The organism is Pseudomonas sp. 28 E 9, assembly GCF_900004785.1.
GTDB lineage: Bacteria > Pseudomonadota > Gammaproteobacteria > Pseudomonadales > Pseudomonadaceae > Aquipseudomonas > Aquipseudomonas orientalis_A.
On sequence record NZ_CVTK01000052.1, the window covers coordinates 11,004 to 33,379 of the forward strand.

Consider the following 22,376-nt stretch of genomic DNA (forward strand, 5'->3'; position numbering starts at 1 on the left):
TGGCATGCTGAACAACCACGAGTCTGTGCAGATCGCCACGCCGTCCCTGCCCAAGGGCGGCGGCGCTATCCAAAGTATCGGCAACGGCCTGGGGTCGATCGGTACCAGCGGTGACGCATCGTTCGAGCTGCCCTTGCCGATTTCCGTCGGTCGAGGTTTCGCCCCGGATCTGGCCCTGGGTTACAGCAGCAGCGGCGGCAACAGCCCGTTCGGCATCGGTTGGAGCAAGACGCCCAATGCGATCACTCGACGAACGTCCACAGGGGTGCCGGCCTACACCGATAAAGATGTGATCCTGGGGCCGGACGGGGAACCCTGGATGCCGGAGCGCAATCCGACGACGGGCGCACAGCTCTCACGGGTCGTGACGGCCTATAACGGCTTGCCGGTGGGGCCTTACACCGTGGTACGTCACTGGCCTCGCATCGAGGGCGCATTTGCACTGATCGAGCATTGGTCCGATAGCGCCGACCCGGCAGGGTTCTGGTTGATTCACAGTGCGGACGGCAATTTGCACGTGTACGGTAAAACGGCGGCTTCGCGACGTGTCGATCCGCTGGATGATGCACGTGTAGGGGCGTGGCTGCTGGATGAAAGCCTCAACCCTCGTGGCGAGCATATTGTCTACCAATACCAGGCCGACGATGGCATCAGTGCCCAGCGTTATTTGAGCAAGGTGCTTTACGGTAACGCGCTGGCGGATGACCAACTGTACGCGTGGCGCATGGACGGTTGGCAAGGTGTGCTATGGCACTTTCACCTGGTGTTCGACCATGGAGAACGTCCTGCTGCCCTCTTGTCCGTGCCTCCTTATGAGGCCGCCTCGGCATGGCCAGGACGCGGCGATCCGTTTTCCAGCTATGCCTATGGGTTTGAGCTCAGGACGCGGCAACTGTGTCGGCAAGTGTTGATGTTCCATTGTTTTCCCGAGGAGCCGGATATGGGCCCGGCGCCCGTGCTGGTGCGCCGGCTGGTGCTGGAGTATCGGCCATCGTCACTGGGTTATAGCCTGTTGCACGCGGCCCATGAACAGGCCGTTGACCGAGAGGGAAAGATACAGAGTCGGCCACCGCTGGAGTTCACCTATAACCGGTTCGAACTCGCGCCCGACCCCCTGCGCTATCAAGCCTTCGAAAAAATGCCGGGCCTTAACGACGGCCAGCGTTATCAGTTCGTCGACCTATACGGCGAAGGGCTGCCGGGCATTTTGTATACGGATGACAAAGCCTGGTACTACCGTGCGCCCATGCGGGCGAAGGCTACGAGCGACCTCGACGAAGTGGCCTATGACGATTGGCATGAGTTGCCAGAGATTCCGGTAGCCGACCGCCTGCAGGCACCCCGGCAGTTTTTAAGCGAAATCACGGGTGATGGCTGCCTTGAATGGCTCGTCGCCCAGCCGGGGCTGTGTGGTTTTTTTACCTGCAACCCGGACCGCAGCTGGTCGAACTTCGCGACCTTGGACGCTGTCCCTCACGAGTTTTTCCATCCTCAGGGGCAGTTGGCCAACCTGATGGGGGCGGGCTTGTCTGACCTGGCGATGATTGGCCCGCGCAGTGTGCGTTTATATGCCAACCTGCGGCGAGCCGGTTTTGCCCCCGCGACCCAGGTTTCGCGTCAGGCAGACGAGGATGATCTGCCATTGATCAGTAACGCCGCCACCGAACTGGTCGCCTTCAGTGACGTGCTCGGCAGCGGCCAGCAGCATCTGATCCGCATCCGCCACAACCAGCTTGAATGCTGGCCCAACCTGGGACGGGGCCGCTTTGGCAAAGGTTTCACGTTCAGCGCCCTGGATTTTGCTTATGACGCGTTCGATGCGTCGCGGGTCTTGCTGGCGGATCTGGACGGCTCCGGGGCTGCTGACCTGATCTACTTGAAGGCTGAATGCGCGCTGGTATTCATGAACCGTGGTGGCAACGGCTTCGATGCCGCCGTTGAGCTCCCTTGGCCCGAAGGCGTTCTCTACGACCGCTTTTGCCAGGTGAGCACCGCCGACCTGCAAGGGCTGGGCTGCTCCAGCCTGGTGCTGACGGTGCCGCATATGTCGCCCAGGCATTGGCGGTATGACTTTGTCGCGGCCAAACCCTATTTGTTAGGTGCCACCAATAACAACCTGGGCGCCGCCGCGAGCGTGAAATATCGCAGTTCGGCCCAGGAGTGGCTGGATGAAAAACAGCAATTGCTCGCTAGCAACCAACCGGCCGTGTGTCGTTTACCCTTCCCCGTGCCGGTGGTGAGTGAGCAGGTTCAATTTGACGAAATCACCCGAAATCGGCTGACGCAACGTTTCGAATATCGAAAAGGCTTTTACGACGGTCTACTGCGAACCTTTCGAGGTTTTGCCCTGCTCCTGGAGACAGACGCCGACGTTGCTGACGAGGAGCTACGGGAGTCGGGCTTCAGTGAACCGGTGTTGCGCAAGACCTGGTTTCATGTCGGACAGGCGATTGACCCGGCCGGCGATGATTATTTCCACGGCGATCAGGCGGCCCACCCCTTGGGTGCAACCTTGCTCAGCTGTTATCACGAGGCCGATGGTGTCGATGAACTCGTCGTCCCCAAGACCGATGACTTACCGGGCATGCTCCAAGCGCTGGCGGGCCAGGTAATGCGTGTGGAAACCTATGGGGGGCGCAACGCCTGCGACGTCCCTTATGCGGTAGAGCAAAGCCGCTACCTGATACGCGTGCTGGACCGGCCAGTGGGCGGTCAATTTGCGCCCTACAAAGTGATGCTGGCTTTGGCCCTGGAGTCGATTGCCTACCAGTACGAACAACAGGCAGATGACCCGCAGTGCCAGCACGAGATCAACCTGCGCTGGGATGCTTTTGGCAGCCTGACCCATGGCGTCAGGGTCAGTTATGCCCGGCGCCTGACGGCCCAGGATGATCCTGCCTGCCAGTTGGACCCGAATGAAATCGCACCGCAGAAACGCTGGTGGTGTGATGCCCATGACGCGGCGCAGCAGGTTTATTACCTGAGTGAAAACCTGGCGCAGTATATCCACCTGACAGACCCACAGGGCTGGCGTTTGCACCTGCCTTTCCAGCAACGGGAAAACGCGCTGGTACTGGGTAAAGGTCCTGGCCCCAAAGGCTTGCAACCCAAAGCGATCAGCTATGAGGCCTTCATCGCGCAAACCGACGTGAACCCCTTGAACCCCAAGGCTCAACGTACGCTGGTGGGGCAGTCGGTGCAACGCTATCGGGACCGGTCCGGGATTCACCCATCACCGGATGGCGAGGCCACGTTTCTGGCCTTGGCCGACGAGCTGGAAATTGCCGAACTGGATGAGACGGCGCTCAAAGCCTACGACTTGCTGCGCAACGACGCAGGTGAAATGCCGTTCGACCTGGAGCAAAAGCTCCTGGAAGTCGGCTACCACAAAATGCGTCTGGTGTTGCCGTCGATTGCTCGGGCGCAAGCGTCATTGTGGTCGGTCAAGCGCGGGTTCAATACCTACGCTGGCCTTGCGGGTTTCTATAACACCCTCACTGTGCAGCAAACCCGCAGTCATGGTGTGACCCAATTGAGCTACGACCCCTATGGGTGCCTGAATACCCGCGTACACCTACCTGACGGCTGTGAGACGTATGTCGATTCGATCGACTACCGCTTGCTGCAACCGGCGCGAGTGATCGACCCCAATCAAAACACCCGGGAGGTGCTTTTCGGCGCGTTTGGCCAGGTGATCGCCAGCAGTGTCTACGGTACCGAACTGGGAGCCGCGGTGGGTTTTGCACCGCTCAGTGACTACCTGCCCCTCCTGGGCAGCACGCCGAGCCAAGTCATTGAGGCGGCGGACACTGCTTTGCAGGATGCTGCCATTGCGCACTTTGAAGACCCATTCAGTTGGATGGGCAGGGTGCCTGACGCCGACCTGCAGGACCGCCAATGGTTGGACGAATGCGTGGCACGCGGCGACCTGCTGCCCAGTGGGCATATTCGTGCGCCTGCCCGCCTGCTGTTGCCATCCGATGCGTTGACGCCCGCGCAGCAACGCCTGTTGAACTTGATCCCGCAGGTGCGTCGCGAGCCTGTGCATGCCGTCAGCTTGCAGGCGGATCGCTACCCGCTCGACCCGGAAAAACAGATCCGCATCACCTTGGGCTGCTGGGACGGTTTCGGGCGTGCCTTGCAGAGCAAGCAAAAGGTCGAGCGCGGGTACGCCTACCATGTGCAGGACGATGGTTCATTGGCCCTTGACGACGAGGGTCGGCCGGTGATGGTGCAGGATGTCGCGCGTTGGCGGGTCAGCGAACGGATCGAGTACAACAACAAAGGGCTGGCCGTGCGCATGTACCGGCCCTATTTTGCCGATCATCATCGCTACATCAACGATGTCAGTTTCAGGCAGCATGGTTATAGCGATCGCCAATTCTATGACCCGTTAGGCCGGCCTACCCGCACCGTCCTCGCCAAGGAAGATTACCTGCGGCGTCATACCTACTGGCCTTGGTACAGCATTTACGAGGATGAAAACGACACCTATGAAGAGGTGATGGCGATGAAAGAGGCTCAGGGGGAGACACTGCAATGAACGCGCCGGCGGTACATCGGCAGACACCGGGGTTGAGTGTTCGTGACCCTCGCGGCCTCACGGTTCGCGCCGTGAGCTATTGGCGCGACAGTGCGCTGGCACCGGCTCAGGCACGGGTCAATCGCAGTGTTATCGATAGTGTCGGTCGCGTCGTGGCTGAATGGGACCCGCGTTTAGTCGCGCAACCTGCGGCACCGGCCAACCTGACGCGGGTGTATTCGCTCGGCAACAAGGTGTTGGGCTCCGACAGTGTTGATGCGGGGTGGCGGGCCAGTCTGTTTGCAGAGGCTGGTCAACAGGTACACGGGTGGGATGCCCGCGGCAATGAGCGGTGGATTGAGTACGATACGTTGCTCAGGCCTGTGGCGGTGTTCGAGCAGGCCGCGTGCGTTGAACGTTTGCACTACGACGAGGCCGCGCCGCACTTCGGCGCGCACAATCAGTGCGGCCAGTTGATTCGCCACGATAATCCTGCCGGAACACAGCATTTCAATGAATTCGGCTTAGCCGGCGCGGTGCTGGAGCAGCATCAACACTTTCTGCAACGCCTGGACGTGCCCGACTGGCCACTGCCCCTTGATGAGCGTGATGATTTGCTTGAGCGAGCAGCCGGTGCTCGCAGTACTTTGCAGTTCAACCCGCTGGGCAATGTGCTGGAGCAAACCGATGCGCAGGGTAATCGGCAGCGTTTCAATCACACCATCGACGGCCAGTTGCGCGAGGCCTGGCTGCAGCTGAAAAACGCGACTGCCCCTCAACGGCTGGTGCATGAAATTCGCTACAACGCGCAAGGGCAGGTCGAACGGCAAACGGCAGGCAACAAGGTCACCAGTCGGTTTGATTACTGCCCGAAAACCGGGCTATTGATCCGTCTGTGGGCTGCAGGACCTGGCGACGAACCGCTACAGGATTTGCGCTACGTCCATGACCCGGTAGGCAATATCCTGAGCCTGGAGGACAAAGCCCTGCCGGTTCGTTTCTACGCCAACCAACGCATCGAGCCGATCAACCGCTATACCTATGACAGCCTTTACCAGTTGATCGAAGCCACCGGCTGGGAGGCCGGTAGCGCTAATCGCGGACCGGCCCATATCGAAGACCCAGCTGCCGTGGCCAACTATCGTCAAACCTATCGTTATGACGCTGGCGGTAATCTGTTGGAGCTGATTCACCATGGCCCGCAGCAACATGGGCGGATGTTGACGGCGGCCAAGCACAGTAATCGCTGCTTGCCCGAGGTGGGGGGGAGGCCGCCGACTGAAGCGCAGATCGCCGAAGGCTTCGATGCCAACGGTAACCTGTTGGTGTTGGATCGGGGCCGCACACTGAGCTGGGATGCGCGTAATCAACTGAGCCACGTGCATACCGTGGAACGAACCCTGGGCCTGGATGACACCGAGCGCTACGTCTACGGTGCCGACGGTATGCGCCAACGTAAAATCTCTTCGAGCCAGACCAACACGCGTACCGTGATCAGCGAAACGCGCTACTTGCCAGCGGGACTGGAGGTTCGCCGCGTCGATGCCGACGTGATGCAGGTCATCAAGGTGCAGGTTGGGCGGGAGACCGTGCAGGTGCTGCACTGGGAAACCCCACCACCGAGGCAGCTTGCCAAAGATCAGTACCGCTACAACCTGAGTGACCACCTGGGCTCCTGTTCGCTGGAGTTGGACAGTGAAGCGCGGGTCATCAGTCGCGAGACTTATCATCCGTTTGGCAGTACCGCGTTCGCCGAGAGAGGCGATTCGAGCGAGGAGAGTTATCGCACGTTGCGTTATTCGGGCAAGGAGCAGGACGCTACAGGCCTCTATTATTTTGGTCGACGTTATTACCTATGCGGGTTACAGCGGTGGTCGGCGCCGGATCCGGCCGGCACCGTCGACGGGTTGAATCTTTATTGCATGGTGGGTAATCGGCCGCTGGTTTACCGCGACAATAGTGGGCTGGTCAAAGAGTTGGTCAATGGCGCGGTACCGTATGAACCCGCTGAAGTGGTCAGCAGCCCTGAACGGGAGCAGGAGGCGCCGGGAGCCGCTTCATCCTCCTCTACCGCCCTGTCACCCGAAGGCGCTGCCGCGCTGCCGGCAGTCGATGGCAAGCCCAGATGGACCATACAGGGGTACTTGCGCAAGGTTCCACCCGGTCAACGCAACCTGGTGGTGGGTTGCGGTGCCAGCCCTGAAGGCACCACCGTCATGGGATTTCCCGGGTTTGCCTGCTCGTTGGGACGCACACATGCGCGGGATTTTACGGTGGATATCGACAGTGGCGCCCGGCCTGACCTGGCGTTTGACTTCACCTTATACAAAGGTACTCCCCTCGGAATAAATGGGCCTGGTCAATTCGATACGGTCAGCTTCGAGTACTTGTTCCGAGGAACGCGACACCCCTTCACGCAAAATCACTTCGATTTATGGTTCAACGCCGCGAATGAGTTGCTCGTGCCCGGTGGCGAGGTGCGGTTTTACACTGGCCATCAGCCTGACCTTGATCTAGCGGTTGTGCAACTCAAGAAGCGTGGATACTCGATCGTTAAACGGAATGTCACCGAAGCTGGCGCAAACCGCCATATCAAAGGAGCGGTCTACGTGGTGGGCATAAAGCCCGGCAGAGGTCTGATGAGTTCGCTCTCCCAATGGGCGCTGAGATGATTGGTGGCGGCCAGTGAACCGTCAGGTAAAAGCCCCCACCCAACCCACTGCGGATAGGGGACGCAATGGGCTGGGTGAGGGCTTCTTGTACGACTGTTTTACTGCGCGATAGTTTTCACCGACACGCCACGTTCAATCGGCGTGGAGCGACCGTAGATATCTTCGAAGCGCTCGATATCGTCTTCGCCCAGGTAGCTGCCCGATTGCACCTCGATGATCTCCAGCGGGATCTTGCCCGGGTTGCGCAGGCGGTGCACCGAGGCAATCGGGATGTAGGTGGACTGGTTCTCGCAGAGCAGGAACACGTTGTCGTCACAGGTGACTTCAGCGGTGCCGCTGACCACGATCCAGTGTTCCGCGCGGTGGTGGTGCATCTGCAGCGACAGGCAGGCGCCCGGCTTGACCGAGATGTGCTTGACCTGGAAACGCCCGCCCATGTCCACCGAGTCGTAGGAGCCCCACGGACGATAGACTTCACAGTGATTCTGGGTCTCGCTGCGGCCTTGCTCGTTAAGGGTGTTGACCATCTGCTTGACGCCCTGGACCTTGTCCTTGTGGGCAATCATCATCGCGTCCTTGGTTTCCACCACCACGATGTTGTCCAGGCCGATCACCGAGACCAGTTTGCCGTTGCCATGCACCATGCAGTTGCGGCTGTCCTGGATCACCACGTCGCCTTTGCTCACGTTGCCGTTGGCGTCTTTGTCATTGACCGCCCACAGCGAGGCCCAGCAGCCCACGTCGCTCCAGCCGGCGCTCAACGGCACCACACAGGCGCGCTGGGTTTTTTCCATCACGGCGTAGTCGATGGAGTTGTCCGGGCAGCAGGCGAAGGTGGCTTCGTCGAAGGTCACGGTGTCGGCGGTCTGCTCGCTGCGTTCCAGGGTCAGCACGCAAGTGTCGTAGATGTCCGGATCGTGCTTTTTCAGCTCTTCCAGGAAGCGGCTGGCGCGGAACAGGAACATGCCGCTGTTCCAGAAGTAGCCGCCGCTTTTGACGAACTCGACGGCGCGTTTTTCATCGGGTTTTTCCACGAACTGCTGCACGCGGCTTACGCCTTCAGGCAGCAGCGAATCGTTGCTGGACTTGATGTAGCCGTAACCGGTTTCCGGACGGGTTGCCGGTACGCCGAACAGCACCATCTCGCCGCGCTCGGCGGCCACGGTGGCCAGGGCCAGGGCGCGTTGCAGGGCTTTCTGGTCGTCGATCACGTGGTCGGCAGGCAGCACCAGCATCAGCTCGTCACGGCCTTCATTGACCAGCATCATCGCGGTCAGGGCCACGGCCGGCGCGGTGTTGCGGCCGAACGGCTCCATCAGGATGCGCTGGCACTCAAGCTTGCGCGCGCTCAGTTGCTCGTTGACGATGAAGCGGTGGTCCTTGTTGCAGACCACGATGGGGGAGTCCATGCCTTCGAACACCAGGCGTTCCAGGGTTTGCTGGAACAACGTGTGCTCGCCGGTCAGGGCCAGGAATTGCTTGGGGAACTGTTTACGCGAAAGCGGCCAAAGACGTGAGCCGCTACCACCGGAAAGGATGACTGGAATCATGGGTGTTTCTCCTTGAATCAGTTTGGGTCAGAGCTACGAAGGTTTGTCGTTTCACTCTTGTTTTTGTCTCGGTCCGAACCGGCGCCTCGATCCCCTGTAGGAGCGAGCTTGCTCGCGAAAAACCCGAGAGCAGCGCGATAAACCAAAGGCGCTGCGTCATCGTTGACGTTCTTCGCGGGCAAGCCCGCTCCTGCAGTAGATTGCGTTCGGTTCGGGAAATAATCAGCGGGTCGACACTGGGCGTTTCACCCAGACCGGCGACAGGCTTGAACCGGAACCGGTGACGTACAGCACCGCCGCTTCACCGCGCTCCAGGGCAACCGGCTTCACATCGCCGACTTTCTTGTCACCGTCATACAACGCCAGGCTCACCTTCACCGGGTTGATTTCACGTTCGCCACGGCCCTTGGCGGCCACCGACTTGACCACGTCGGTCTTGCCGTCGGCAGTTTTCAAGGTCAGGGCCTTGTCACTGAGGTTCTGCACGCGCACCAGGGATTTCTGCTTGTTCTTGAACGGCGGTTCCTCGATCAACTGAGGCTGGCCGCTGCCGCTGTTGACCAGGGTGTAGTAGTGATCGGCGGCGAGCTTGACCGGTACGGTCTGGCTGCCGACCTTGGCGCTGTAGTCGCCGCCCGGCATGAAGCTGAAGTCGCTGCTGGCCAGTGGCGCAACGTCGCTGAGGTTGGTGGCGCCGACCGTGGCGCTGACTTCCTGGTTGCTGGCGTTGTAGATGCGCACGAAGCTCGAGCCTTTCGGCGCCGTTGGGCCGTAGAGCGCGGCGTCACCACCGGCGAAGGCGGACATGGATACGAAGCTCAGGCCGGCGGCGATAGCCAGGGTCTTGGCGAGACGACGAGGAGTTGTAGTGAAAGTCATGTGAGTTACCTCTCTTTCAGTTTTGCGCCCGGTCGGGCGTCTCGGATTTCTGATTTTTAAAAGCAGGGGTGTTGCTTGCCATGTTCTGTTGGCGCGAACCGGCTTGTTTAAGCTGCGCAACCCACGCGGGGTCGGCATCACCGATTTCGTTGTTGACGGGCAGATAGCGTTCGGGGAACTCCCAGATCAGCACCTGGGGCGGGTTGTTCTTGAAGTCATCGCTTTTCAGGTAGCTGAGCATCGGCAGGATCGGGCCGTGGCCGTCTTCGGCGTAGCTCACCACGTCGCTGCCCAGGGCTTGCTTGAGGGCGCCGACGAAGTTCCAGTTGGGGTTGGCGCTGTAGCTGGTGCCCACCAGGGCCACCGGGGTTTCGCTGTCGCTGAACAGCGCGTCATCACCTTTCTCTTCGGCCAGGTGGGTGACGCGTTTTTGCAGCGGCTCCTTGGGCGGCATCAGGTTTTCGAACAGCGGGTCCAGGGGCAGGAACAGGCGCAGGTCGCCTTTATGCGGTTCGGTCTTTTCCGCTTCGGTGACAAAGCGCTGCGGCTCGCCGCTCAGCGGAGTCTTGTCGGCAATCGCCCTGGCCAGTTGCCTGGCGGCGATTTCCGCGCCGTCCGGGGTCCAGTGGGTGTCGGTGCGCAGGAATACCTGCTTGCCGGCGAGCTTGGCCTGTTGCAGTGGGCCGAGCAGGTCCGGGGCGGGGATGTTGTCTGCCGCGACACGGGCATGGAAATCCTGGTACAGGTTGGCGTGGATGCTTGCCGGTTTCACCTCACCCAGGTGTTCCGGGTACAGGCGCACCTTGGCCGGCACGATCGCCATCACCAGTTGGATGCCCTGGGCCTTGAGCTTCTGGCGCACGCCTTCGACCAGCGCGTAGTTGCCTTGCAGGTTCTGGTCTTCGTTGACGGCGGGGTTGAATTCCTCGTCGCTGTACAACCAGTGATCGCGGCCCAGCACCACGCCAGGGCGGCCTTCATTGAACAGCTTGTAGTCCAGCGCCGCCCACAGGTTGGTGCCCAGGCGCTTGATCGGGAACGCCTCGTCGTAGTGCGTCTCGACGGCCTTGGTCCAGCGGCCGTTGAGCACGGTCGCGTCGGCGTTGGTGCTGAAGCCGAAGAAGCTGCGCAGCGACCAGGCGCCCAGGGCCAGCAGCAGCGCCAGGAACAGGCTGATATAGAGGATGCGTAATGAACGGGTCATGGTCGGCTCCCTCAGAATTGGAAGTAAAGGAACGGCGAGAAACTCTGCGCCGACAGTTTCAGGATCGACGCCACGAACAGCAGCAGCACCGCCGCGCGCATCGCGTAGCGTGGCCAGTCAGCGGTCCAGTAGGCCGGTTGCACGGCGGCGTCACGGCCCACGCTGAAACCGGGCTCGTGGATGCTGCCGGGGTTGTCGCCCGGTACCGCCTTGATCAGGCTCGGATCACTCGGCTTGCTCTTCTCGGCAGGGCGGTTGCGGTAGAAATCGCGCAGGCCGAAGAACGCCAGGGTGACGTAGGCCACAACCAACGTTGCCACTTGCAGGCCGGTCAGGTTGGCGCGGTTGAGTTCCGACAGCGACCATTCGCTGAAGCTGAACATCGCACCGTACATACGCCCGGCGACGTGCAGGTTTTCGGCACGGAAGATCACCCAGCCCATCACCACCAGCAGGAAGGTGAAGGCCCAGCGCAGCACGTTGAAGCTGCGTGGCGCCGTATTGAGGCCGATGGCTTTTTCAATCGCCAGCCACATGCCGTGCCAGGCGCCCCACACGATGTAGGTGATGTTGGCGCCGTGCCACAGGCCACCGAGCAGCATGGTCAGGAACAGGTTGCGGTAGGTGGTCAGCGTGCCTTTGCGGTTGCCGCCCAGGGTGATGTACAGGTAGTCACGCAGCCAGGTGGACAGGCTGATGTGCCAGCGCCGCCAGAACTCGGTGATCGACTGGCTGATGTACGGCTGCTTGAAGTTTTCCATGAAGCGGAAACCCATCATCAAGCCCAGGCCGATGGCCATGTCGCTGTAGCCGGAGAAGTCGAAGTACAGCTGCGCGGTGTAGGCCAGCGCGCCGAGCCAGGCGTCACCCGTGGTCGGGTTTTGCAGGGCGAAGCAGTGGTCGGCCACCACCGCCAGGGTATCGGCGATGAAGACTTTCTTGATGAAACCCTGCATGAACCGCGTGCAGCCTTCGGAGAACTTGTCGAGGGTGTGGGTGCGGTTGTTGAACTGGTCGGCCAGGTCGCGAAAGCGCAACACGGGGCCGGCGATCAGGTGCGGGAAGATCGCCACGAACGCCGCAAAGTCGATCAGGTTGCGCGTTGCCGGGGTGTCGCCGCGATACACGTCGATGATGTAGCTGATGGACTCGAAGATGTAGAACGAGATCCCGATCGGCAACAGCACGTGGGTCAGGATAAACGGCTCCAGGCCCGCCGACTTCATCATCACATTGATGCTGTCGACGCCGAAGTTGGCGTACTTGAAGTAGCCGAGGATGCACAGGTCGACGGCCACGCCGAGCAGCAGCCAGCGCTGCGCCGGTTGGGTGCGCACACCGGCGGCACCGACCTTGAGGCCGATCCAGTAGTTCCACAGCGTGACGGCGGCGAACAGCGCCAGGAAGTCCACTCGCCACCAGGCGTAGAACACGTAGCTGGCAATCAGCAGCAGCAGGTTGCGATAGCGTTGCCCGCTCAAGTAGTACAAGCCGAGAAAGATCGGCAAGAACAGAAACAGGAACACGTTGGACGAGAAAACCATCCCGATCTCTCCATGTTTAAACCAACAGTCAAGGGCCGCAGCCCCCCCAAACCCCCCCACGAAATTCGGGGAGGGTTGTGTTGCAATCTCACTGTCGAAACCGGCTCAAAAATGTGGGAGGGGGCTTGCCCCCGATAGCGGTGTGTCATTCAACACAGATGGCGACTGTTACTCCGCCATCGGGGGCAAGCCCCCTCCCACATTTTTTACCGCGTTACGTCAGCTGCCTTTGTTGCCTTTTTCATGCGTCGGGTCGTAGACCTTGGTCAGGTCGCCGCCCAGGCGGAAGGTCTTGAACGGCTGCATGCCGTGCTTGCGCTCGATCACTTCCGGGGCACAGGTGTAGAGGGTGCAGAAAGGCTCGAGCCAGGCAAATTTCATGTCCTGCTTCAAGTCCTTCATGTCCTGCTCCTTGCCGTTCTTCTGTTCGAAGATGTCCGGGTCCTTGACCCCGGCCAGCACCTTGTCGCCCAGGCGCTTGAGCGCGCTGTTGTTTTCCTGGCGCAGGTCCACGCCGTTGACCAGGGCAAAACTGGCGATCATCGACAGCGGCGGCAGGGCGTAGTTGTGGTACGACAGGGCGCGTTGCTGACGCTTCAGTTCGTTCGGCAGGAAGCCCTGGTCGTCGACCTGGTTCACACCGACCTTGTATTCCTTGACGGCCCAATCAAACAGGTCACGGCGGTTGGTGGCGATGGAGGTCGCCATCACCGACCAGGCGGCCCAGTAGGAATGGTTGTTGGTTTTTTCCAGCGGCAGGTTGTCCCAGTCGCTCACCACCTGATCGGCCAGTTTGTTGAACCAGGCTTCGATCAGTTGCGATTCCTGCTGATGATTGGCCAGCGGGTGCGACTCGGAGAACTTCAGGCGCACATAGGCCGAGGCCATGCTGCCCAGTGCCCATTTGCGCATGGACTTGCCGGTGTGGTTGAAGTCCTTGGACATCAAGGCATCGGCCTTGGCCCACGACACCAGCCAGTTCAGCGTGCATTCGAGCTGCTGTGGGCGGCCGTCACGCATGAACTGCATCACGCGTTTGCTGGTGTCTTTCTCCAGCTTGGTGATGTCGGCGGTGCTGTCGCGAAAGGCTTTTTCCGACTGCACATTCAGTGTCGAGCGAGCCTTGTCCGAGCCTTCGTACTTGCTGCGAAACTGCAACGGCCCGGTGTAGGGCGTCGGCATGGTGTCGCAGTTTTCCTTGAAGTCGCCGGTCTTGAACGCTTCGATCGGGGCGAAATAGCCCTGGGGCGGACGCAGTGGCGCGGCCGCATTCACGGCGCCGGCAAACATGGCCAGGCCCAGCAGGGTGGGGAGCAATAACTTTTGCATAGGTAACCTCACTTCCCGAGTTGGGCGGTCTGCTGACCACCGCTTGGGAATACGTTGCGTGTGCAAATTTTCGCTTCGACTTTCTGCGCGGCAGCACCCTTTTCCGGGCCCTGCACTTCCACGGCCAGCAAGTTCTGCGAGGCCCAGTCTTCATCGGTGCGCAGTTCAAAGGCGAAACGCCCGTCTGTATCGGATGTTTCGGGTTTCTCGATCTTGATGTCCTCGTGGCGCCCGTTCATGTACCAGAGGGTGGCTTGCAAGGTTTTCACCGACGGATCGGCGAAGCGGATATCGACCTGATGGTTGGCGTTGCGCAGGTCTTTGTTCGCGCTGTTGACCATCAGTTCGTTTTTGCCCGGTTTCAATGTGGTGCTGGCCGACATCTGCGCGGCCTTGCCTTCGCAGCCGTTGTCGAGCAGCGCCATCATCTGGCGGTAGATGGTTTCCTGGTCGAGACGGTACAGCGGCGAAAATTCCCAGATGAGGATCTTCGGCGGGTTTTTCTGGAACTCTTCGCTGCCCAGGTACTGGATCATCGAGCCTTCCAGGCCACCGCCAGGGAAGGCGACGTTGAGGATGTCGGCACCGATTTCTTCCTGCAGGAAACCGGCGAAGTTGTAGTTCTTGCCGCTGTGGCTGGTGCCCACCAGGGTGATCTGCGGGTCGCCCGAATCACCGAACAGGTCGCCGTCACCGGCTTCACCCTTGGGTTCGGTGGTGAACTGGTCCATGTACTGGATCGCGTAGCTGGTGCCGCACAGTTGCCCGGCCATGTTGTGCAGGGTGCCGGTCTTGCCCATGCGGCCCGAGCGTTTGGTCTCGAATTCGCGCTTGGGGATTTCCGCGTATTGCGGCATCTGCTTGACCTTGGCCGCGACGATTTTTGCGGTGCGCTGGGCGCCGTACGGGGTCCAGTGCTGGTCGCCACGGAAGTAGAAATCATGGGCCGGCAATTCGTCGGGCAGTTGCTCGTTGGTCAATGGCGACAGGTCCGGCACCACATAGCCCATCTTGGCGAAACGGCCGAGCATGGTTTTGTAGTTGCCCAGGGCCTTGTCGAAATCGAACCTGGCTTTTTCTTCGGGGTTGAGCTTGTTGCGGTTCACCAGGCCACGGGTCGGCTGGTAGACCACCACCAGTTCCACGCCCTTGCTCTTGAACGCATCGTGCAACTGCTGCATGCGCTTGTAGCCGGCCGGCGTGGTGTCGAATTCGGTGCGCAGGTCTTCCTGGGTACGGAACAGCCAGTCGCCCTGGGCTTGCACCAGGGTGGTGAAGTTCTGCTGGTAGCGCGTGGTGTAGTTCTTCGCGTCGTGGGCGGCCGGGCACAGGCTGCAGCACGGTTCGGCAGTGAAAGTCGGTGCCTTCACTTCATCGGCGCGCACGCCCTGGCTGGCCGCGAGCAGGCCGAGGGTCAGACCCGAGAGGCTCAGCAGTTTGATCATGTGTGGGTGCATAAGGGTCATCCTCAGTCCTGCAGTTCGGTCTGGCGTTCGACGGGGTCGATCAGCACGGCTTTCTGCTGGCGCACCAGCAGGTCGAGAATTTCTTCCTGGCGCTCGCCCAGAATGCCGGAGAAGCTGATGCCGCTGGATTTGGTCGGCGCCAGCATCGACACGCGGTACAGCTCGATACTCAACGGCGAGTCGATGGACAACGGCCCGCTGCCGTTGCCCGCCAGTTCACCGCCGACCACGATCAGCGAGACCTTGGCGTCGAACGGGTCGAGGGCGATGTCACGGTCGGTGTCGGTCAAGTCCTTGATGTGGCCGTACACGCCGGTCAGGCCGTTGGCCATGGCGGTGTTTTCGTAGAGCTTGATGTTCACGCTGTTACGCACGCGGATGCCGTGGCGACGGTTGCTGATCACCTTGTTGCCCCACAGCAGGTTGTCACCGCTCTCATAGAGGGTGATGCCGTCGGTGTGGTTGCGGTAGATCTCGTTGTCGACGATCAGGTTGTTCACGCTGTTACGGTCGATCACCAGGCCCGACAGTTTGTTGTCGTAGCTGCGGTTGTTGAAGATGAAGCTGTCGTTCACTTCCCGGGAAATGATGATGCCGTGCTTCTTCTTCGTGCCGTACACGGTGTTGTCGGCGATGATCAGGCCGTGGGAACGGTCATGGGGGTCAATGCCGTAGACGATGTTGTCCTTGTAGGTATTACCCTTGATCACAAAGCCTGTGGTCTCGTAGCAGTAGAAGCCGTACCACATGTCCGAGAACTCGGAGTCGATGATCCAGCCGGTCGGCTCGGGCCGCTTGAGCACCTTGGCCATGTTCGGCGTGTACTGGGAAATACTCACCCCGTACGACTTACTGTTGGCATAGCCGAAGCTGGCCATCTTGGTCTTGGAGATATAGGTCTCGGTGCCGCCCCAGGCCAGCAGGAACGGGCGGAACTCCTTGGGCGACTTGAACAGCGCCGGGCCGTTGGTTTTTTCATCCCAACCGGTGACCTTGGTGTCACGCACGAACAGTTGGCCGTCGTTGATCAGGAACGAACCGGCTTGCTGGGACAGGCGCAGTTCCTGGGTGTTCTTGTCGATATCGAGGATGCCTTTACGACCGACCACGATGGGCAACTTGGCCAGGAACACACCGGGCGATGTCTCGCTGAAGTACTGCTTGGGCACCTTGCCCAGCAGGTCCTTGAGGTTCATGTAGCCGTCGTCGACAAAGATCGCCTGGGGAATGCCATGCTGGCGCACCACCCATTCGGCCATCTTGTTGTCGCCGCCGATAAAGTCCTTGAGCGCGTCTTCCTGCATCATGCGGCGGATGCTGATCTTGCCCGGTTTGCTTCTGACGATTTTCTTTTCCATGGCCGCAGCGGTGTAGCCCGACAGGTCGGGCAGCGCCGGCTTGGCCATTTCCAGCGGCGCGGTGGGCGGGCTGGAAATGGTGTAGGTCTTGGCCTGTTGCAGTTCCTTGGCGATGGTCGGCGCCTTGGCCGCCGTGTCGGCAAACGCTGGGGCACTGGCCACCAGCATTGCCGCGACGAGTAGGCTTTGAGCATTCATTGCGCAGGCTCCCATCAGAATTTCCAGACCACGTCGACAAAGGCGCGGTGCATGTAGGAGTCGACCTGGCTGCCATAGGCGTCACCCGGCTTGAACACGCCGGCACGCAAGCGCACCAGGGCCGAGGGCTCGTCGATCGACTGGCTCAGCGCGGCGGGCAGCAAGCCTTTCTTGAAGTACTTGGTGACGACCAGGTCCATCTCCTGGCCGAGGTCCTTCTTGCCGTCTTCAAGGGGCAGGGAGGTGCTGGAGAGGATCGCGCCGGTCACGTCGTCGGTGTTGTTCTGCACCGCGTCGATGCCGTTGCTGCCCACCGGCTTGTTGCCGTCCACGCGCCAGAACTTGTGGTACACCAGGCTGGCGTCGTAGTCCTCGCGCAGCTGCCAGGAACCGAACAGGCTCATGGACTGCATGTTGTTCATCTCGCCGCGAAACGCCTCGCCGAAGCGGTGCACGCGGGACTGGGTGCCGGTCCAGTTCGAACGGTTGCTTTGCAGGCCGTTCTGCTCGTACTCGGCACTGGCACGGGAGTAGGCCGCGCCGACTTGCCACTGCGGATCGAGGCGCAGGCGCACGCCGATATCGGTGGCCCAGCCGCTCACGTCATCACTGCGCTTGGCATTGGTCGGGCGGCTGCCATCGGCGTTCAAGGCGTTGACCGTGTCGCGGTCGCCCTTCATGCCGGTAATACTGGCCCAGTAGTTGACCGTGTTGGTGTTGCGCCAGTTATAGGCGTCGCTGTTGGCTTCGATGCCGAGCCAGGTCAGGTCGCCGTTTTCGCGCTTGTCCAATGGGTCGCTGGCCACGCCCGGTTCGGCGTAGTCGAGCTTGCCGTCGTCATGGGTATGGTGGCCGCGCAGGCCGATCCACTGGCCCGGCGTCCACTGGTAGGCGGCGTCGGCGTAGAAGTGCTGGCGGTCCTTGTCGACCGGCGACAGTTCCTTGAGGTCGGTGCGGTATTCGCTGAAGCGTTCGGCGGCGCCGACGTTGGCCTTGAGCAGGGTGGTGTCGAAGGTCCAGTTCAGCGCTTCGATGTTGGTGTCGCGCCATTGACCGTCGTCATTGCGCAGGCGCTGGCGACCGAACTTGAGGATCTCGCCGGGGTAGGGCGTGAAGCCGCTGTAGCCGACCCAGAACTCGCGCAGGGCCAGGTAGTTTTTCTTCGCCTTGCGGTCGTCGTTGCTCGATTGTTCGGTCGTGTCATCGGCCGACTGTTGCAGGGTGTCGGTCTCGATGATGTCGCTGGAGGCCACCGCCTGGCCCATGGCGTAGGCGCTCCACGCGCCGCTTTCGCCGTAGATCCAAGGGCGCAGGTCGAGGCCGATACCGTTGACGTCGCCGCCTTTCTGGGTGCCCAGGTCGCGGTCGTCTTCGGACTGCGCGGTGGCTTTGACTTCCAGGCCGAAGTTCTTGGCTTCGGTCAGCGCGGCCAGGGTCGGGCACGACCACAGCAGGGCGAAGGACAGGCCGATGCCGGCCTTGACGAATGGATTGAGCTTCATAGGGATTCCTCGCCGTCTTCTTCTTGCAGGGCGTGCAGTTGCAGCGTGCTTTGGGCCAGGGTGCCGCGGGCGGCCAGCTCCTGTTGCACCAGGCGTTGGCCTTCGGCGCGTTGCTCAGGCGTCAGCGGGGCTTCGAGCTGGGTGGCCAGCTCATTGGCTTCCGGCGTGTCCTGGGCCTTGGCCAGTTGGCTGAAAACATAGGCGTTGAGCGGGTCGGGCTTGGTGCCCTTGCCCTGGGAAAACAGTTGGGCAATGGCGAAATCGGCGCTGTTCTGGCCGTTGCGCGCTGCGGTCAGCAGGTGGTCGAGGGCTTTTTGCGAGTAGACCTTGCCCAGGTAGCCGCGGCGGTAGATCTGGCCGAGGTAGTAATCGGCGGCCACTTCACGGCCCACGGCTTTCTCGAAATGCGCCTCGGCAGCCTTGGCGTCGGCCGGCACCCATTTGCCTTCGTAGTAAAGCTTGCCCAGCAACAGCTCGGCGCGTGGCTGGTCGGCGGCGCGGCCGTTGTCCAGGTACTTCATCATCTGGTCGACGTCGCCCAGTTCGGGGAAGTCGTAGAGCAGTTGCGCCAGGCTGACCCAGGACGCGGGGTAACCCGGGGCGATTTTTTCCAGCAACGTCTGTGCGGTTTTCTCGTCCGGCGTGCCGAGGGTGGCATCGCCGAGTACGCGGGCGACGCTGTCGACGCGCTGGGCGGTGACGGTGCCACGGCTGTAGCCTGCTTCCATCTGCTTGAGCAGCTCGGCCTGTTTTTCCGGCTCGGCTTTTTTCTGGTAGACCGTGGCCAGTTCGACGTAGCAGATATCGGTGGTGTTCAGCGCCGCCTTGCAGATGCGCTCGACATCATCCAGATGCTGGTCGTAGGTGTTCTGGGTGCGATACAGCAGCACCTGGGCCAGGCCGGCTTCCGGGTAACCGGCGGCCTGCCATTGGCTGATCTGTTGCTGGGCGTTCACGTCGGGGAAGCTGTGCGGGTATTGCAGGTACAGCATCGCCAGCGGAATCAGGGTATTGCCTTCGCCATTGGCAAAGGCTTTTTTCAGCAGCATTTGCGCTTCATGGTGTTCGGCTTCGGTGGCGCCGGGCTTGGCCACCAGCAGGCGACCCAGGCGCGCCTGGGCCCGGGGCGAAGTGTCCGCCGCTGCGCGGTAAGTGGCTTCGGCCTGTTTGATTTGCGCCGGATCGCGGGTGCCGACCTGGATATCGGCCAGGCCCACCTGGGCCTCGCTGTAGCCCAGGTCTGCCAGTTGCTGGTAATTCTGCTGGGCGGTGACGGTGTCGCCGCGCTTGAGCGCTTCATTGGCCAGGCGCTGGTCGGGCAGGCCGGCACAACCGGCCAGGCTCACCGCAACCGCCAGCAACGCCACCGAACCCATGTGGGAGGGTTTTTTGTGGCAAGCCCGCTCCCACAGGGATTGTGTTGTTCTTGAAATAGGGTTCACAGGCATGTCCTCGCTTACAGACCGTGAGCCATGGCTTTATCGATCAGCCAGTTCAGCGAAGGGCCGCGGTCACTGGTGACTTCCACCGGGCGGCCGGCGTAGGTGCTGTCCAGCGGGGCATCCGGCTTGATCTGCACGCGGATGTCGGAGGACAGGTCGGCGCTGTTCAGGCTGGTGCTGCTGACGATGGTGCCGGTGCGCACCTGCTCTTCGTCGGCGACCTGGAAGCTCACCGGCGTACCTGGACGTACATCGCCAAACTGGCGGTAGGTGAAGCGGGCTTCGACGTTGGCCTGACTGCCACGCGGCACCAGTTGGAAGATCACGTCGCCCTTGCTGGCGTACTGGCCGTCGGCGACCAGTTGCTGGGCGACCACGCAATCGCACGGCGAGGTCAGGGTGCCGGTCATTTGCTTGCCGAACAGTTCTTCAACCTTGGCCGGTTGCAGTTGGTCTTCGTCCAGATGGCCCTTGAGCACATCGAGCATGCTGGTGCTGAAGGTCGCCAGCGGCGCGCCTTTGGCCGCTACCGCGTCACCCTTGAGCAGGCTTTGCACGGTGCCGTCACGCGGCATGGTCACGTTCATGCCCGGTACGCTGACGATACCTGCCTGGGCGTGGCTGACGAAGTACATGCCGTAGAGGGACTTGAAGACGAAACCGAACGCGGCGAGGCCGACCAGGAAGATCGCCAGGCTGAAGGTCACGGCGCGCAAGCGGCCAAAGGCGCTCATGTTGCTGCCGCCGTCCTTGACCTTGCGGGCCTTGGTGAAGTTGTCGCGTTGCAAGGTGGCCAGCACGTCGCCCATGGTCACGATGTCACCGGACAAGTGCGAGGTGATCAGGTGGCGCAGGGTGGAAATATCCTGGGCATCGAGGTTCTGGAACTGGCAGCCGGTGCGGCCGCTCTGGCGGTCATAGGAGCGAATCTGCAGCTCCACATCCATCGCCAGACCGAGGTTGTCGATCACGAACTGCAGGCGACCCTTGTGCACCTCACCGATGGTCAGCGGCTGGGTGGCGGTGAACGCCAGGCCGCCGGCGGACAAGTCGATCACCCGTGCTTCGGTCTGCGTGCGGTCGGTGTTGAAGAAGCGCAGCTTGGCCGGGATTTTGACCCGGGCGTGCTGGCGCTGGGCTTCGGATTCGTGGACTACGTTGGCGTTTACTTGGCTGTTCATCAGGGCATTCCTTAAGTTAATTCAGGCTTGGCAGGGTCAGACCATCATCAGCAACACGGCGACGAAAATGCTGCCGGCGGAGAAGGTCATGGTCCGAGACGACCAGGTGTTGAACCAACGTTGAAAGCTGGCCAAATCGCGGGTCAGTTTGGTGTCCTGGCGGGTCCAGGACTGTTGATCAAGGCGGAAGAACACGTAGATCTTTACCAGCGCGCCCATGATCTGGTTGTAATAGAGAATCAGCGGATAGGCCGGGCCGATCTTGTGGCCGGAGCACGACAGCAGCAGCGTAAGGATCAGACGGGTGATGCCGATCCACAGCAGGTACGCGAGGATGAACGCGCCGCCGTATTTGAAGGTGGCGATGATTGCCACGGTCAGGCCGAGCAGGGAGGTCCACATCGACACGCGCTGGTCGAACAGCACCACGCTGGTGAACAGACCCAGGCGACGCACACCCAGGCCCAGGGCGCGGGAGTTCTGGCGCAGGTTGTTGCCGTACCAGCGGAACATCAGTTTGCGGCTGGCCTTGATAAAGCTCTTTTCCGGCGGGTGTTCTACGGTGTTGATCGCGGCATCGGGCACGTAGAAGGTGTCGTAGCCCAGACGCATCAGGCTGAACCAGCTGGACTTGTCATCACCGGTGAGGAACTTGAAGCGGCCCAGGCGCCAGTGTTGCAGCGAGTCGCTTTCCACGTCGGCGATAAAGCCCGGGTCAGTCACCACGCTGGCGCGGAACACCGACATACGCCCGGTCATGGTCAGCACGCGCTTGGACAGGGCCATGGAGCACATGTTGATGTGGCGCTGGGCGAAGCGCAGCTTGTGCCACTCGCTCATGATGTAGCCGCCGCGCACTTCGCAGAATTCGTTGGTGGTCAGGCCACCGACATTGCCGAACAGCTGGAACCACGGCACGGTCTTGCGCACCACGCCTTCGGCCAGCACGGTGTCGCCATCGATCACCGCTACCACCGCGCGGTCATCCGGCAGGTGGCGCGAGATGGCGCGGAAACCGAAGGCCAGGCCGTCGCGCTTGCCGGTACCGGCGATGCGCACGAAGTCGAGCTTGACGTGAGCCGGTGGGTTCATTTTTTCCCAGAGGCTCTTGACCAGCAGCTCATCGGACATTTCCACCAGCGAGCAGACCACGGTGGTGGGGAAGCCGCATTCGATGGCTTCGCGAATCACCGAGCTGTAGACCTGCGCAGTGGTCAGCGCATCGATCCTGAAGCTGGTGACCATCAGGAACACATGGGATGGGTCGGCGGCCTTGCCCAGCTTGCGCACTTTGCGGCGCAGGTGCGGGTACACCACGTACAGGAACAGCATGCCGCGAAAGAAATGCGTTGCACCCATCGAGTAGCGCCAGATACCGACGGCGCCAATCAGGAAAATAAAATTCTTCGATTGCGAATCGAAGGTGCTCGCCGGCAACAGCAGGGCGAGTCCCATCAGCAGGCTGAGAAACAACAGCCAGCCGGCGGCTTGCAGAAATACATGTTTTAACTTGGACATAAGCGTCATCC

At 61.1% G+C, this 22,376-nt stretch carries 13 protein-coding genes; 2 read left to right on the forward strand and 11 right to left on the reverse strand.

From position 1 onward, the window contains the following. Window positions 1–4: 4 nt before the first annotated feature. On the forward strand, window positions 5–4,543 hold the full coding sequence (locus BFQ00_RS19325; protein ID WP_242527091.1) for a SpvB/TcaC N-terminal domain-containing protein: 4,539 nt from the start codon (window positions 5–7) through the stop codon (window positions 4,541–4,543). Continuing rightward, window positions 4,540–7,194 carry an RHS repeat-associated core domain-containing protein gene (locus BFQ00_RS19330; RefSeq protein WP_065934427.1) on the forward strand — a complete coding sequence of 885 codons (2,655 nt, stop codon included), beginning with the start codon at window positions 4,540–4,542 and terminating at the stop codon, window positions 7,192–7,194. The genes BFQ00_RS19325 and BFQ00_RS19330 overlap by 4 nt, the downstream gene beginning before the upstream one ends. Before the next feature lie 98 nt (window positions 7,195–7,292). Here BFQ00_RS19330 and BFQ00_RS19335 read toward each other — a convergent pair whose 3' ends face one another. The 11 genes from BFQ00_RS19335 to alg8 form a co-directional block, all read right to left on the reverse strand. Further along, the gene (locus BFQ00_RS19335; RefSeq protein WP_065895311.1) at window positions 7,293–8,744 is read right to left on the reverse strand and encodes a mannose-1-phosphate guanylyltransferase/mannose-6-phosphate isomerase; all 1,452 of its coding nucleotides are present in this window, start codon (window positions 8,742–8,744) and stop codon (window positions 7,293–7,295) included. 222 nt (window positions 8,745–8,966) lie between these two features. Continuing rightward, on the reverse strand, window positions 8,967–9,623 hold the full coding sequence (locus BFQ00_RS19340; RefSeq protein ID WP_016978194.1) for an alginate O-acetyltransferase AlgF: 657 nt from the start codon (window positions 9,621–9,623) through the stop codon (window positions 8,967–8,969). Between the two features lie 16 nt (window positions 9,624–9,639). Beyond that, window positions 9,640–10,827, reverse strand: a complete 1,188-nt coding sequence (locus tag BFQ00_RS19345; protein ID WP_065934428.1) for an alginate O-acetyltransferase — start codon at window positions 10,825–10,827, stop codon at window positions 9,640–9,642. Window positions 10,828–10,838: 11 nt separating this feature from the next. Next, entirely contained in the window at window positions 10,839–12,371 is a 1,533-nt protein-coding gene (locus BFQ00_RS19350) for an MBOAT family O-acyltransferase (RefSeq protein WP_065934429.1), read from the reverse strand. A 219-nt stretch (window positions 12,372–12,590) separates the two neighbouring features. Then, window positions 12,591–13,700, reverse strand: a complete 1,110-nt coding sequence (locus BFQ00_RS19355) for a mannuronate-specific alginate lyase (protein ID WP_065885857.1) — start codon at window positions 13,698–13,700, stop codon at window positions 12,591–12,593. Window positions 13,701–13,708: 8 nt separating this feature from the next. Continuing rightward, window positions 13,709–15,157, reverse strand: coding sequence for an alginate O-acetyltransferase (locus BFQ00_RS19360; protein WP_065934561.1), 1,449 nt, complete (start codon window positions 15,155–15,157; stop codon window positions 13,709–13,711). An 11-nt stretch (window positions 15,158–15,168) separates the two neighbouring features. Next, window positions 15,169–16,737 (reverse strand): mannuronan 5-epimerase AlgG, encoded by a 1,569-nt coding sequence (algG, locus tag BFQ00_RS19365; protein ID WP_065885858.1) that lies wholly within the window; start codon window positions 16,735–16,737, stop codon window positions 15,169–15,171. Then, window positions 16,737–18,224 (reverse strand): alginate export family protein, encoded by a 1,488-nt coding sequence (locus BFQ00_RS19370; protein WP_065885859.1) that lies wholly within the window; start codon window positions 18,222–18,224, stop codon window positions 16,737–16,739. The genes algG and BFQ00_RS19370 overlap by 1 nt, the downstream gene beginning before the upstream one ends. Then, the gene (gene algK / locus BFQ00_RS19375) at window positions 18,221–19,600 is read right to left on the reverse strand and encodes an alginate biosynthesis TPR repeat lipoprotein AlgK (protein WP_065934430.1); all 1,380 of its coding nucleotides are present in this window, start codon (window positions 19,598–19,600) and stop codon (window positions 18,221–18,223) included. The genes BFQ00_RS19370 and algK overlap by 4 nt, the downstream gene beginning before the upstream one ends. Before the next feature lie 80 nt (window positions 19,601–19,680). Continuing rightward, window positions 19,681–20,847 carry an alginate biosynthesis protein Alg44 gene (locus BFQ00_RS19380; RefSeq protein WP_065934431.1) on the reverse strand — a complete coding sequence of 389 codons (1,167 nt, stop codon included), beginning with the start codon at window positions 20,845–20,847 and terminating at the stop codon, window positions 19,681–19,683. Between the two features lie 36 nt (window positions 20,848–20,883). Then, the gene (alg8, locus tag BFQ00_RS19385) at window positions 20,884–22,365 is read right to left on the reverse strand and encodes a mannuronan synthase (RefSeq protein ID WP_170827573.1); all 1,482 of its coding nucleotides are present in this window, start codon (window positions 22,363–22,365) and stop codon (window positions 20,884–20,886) included. Between the last annotated feature and the right edge of the window lie 11 nt (window positions 22,366–22,376).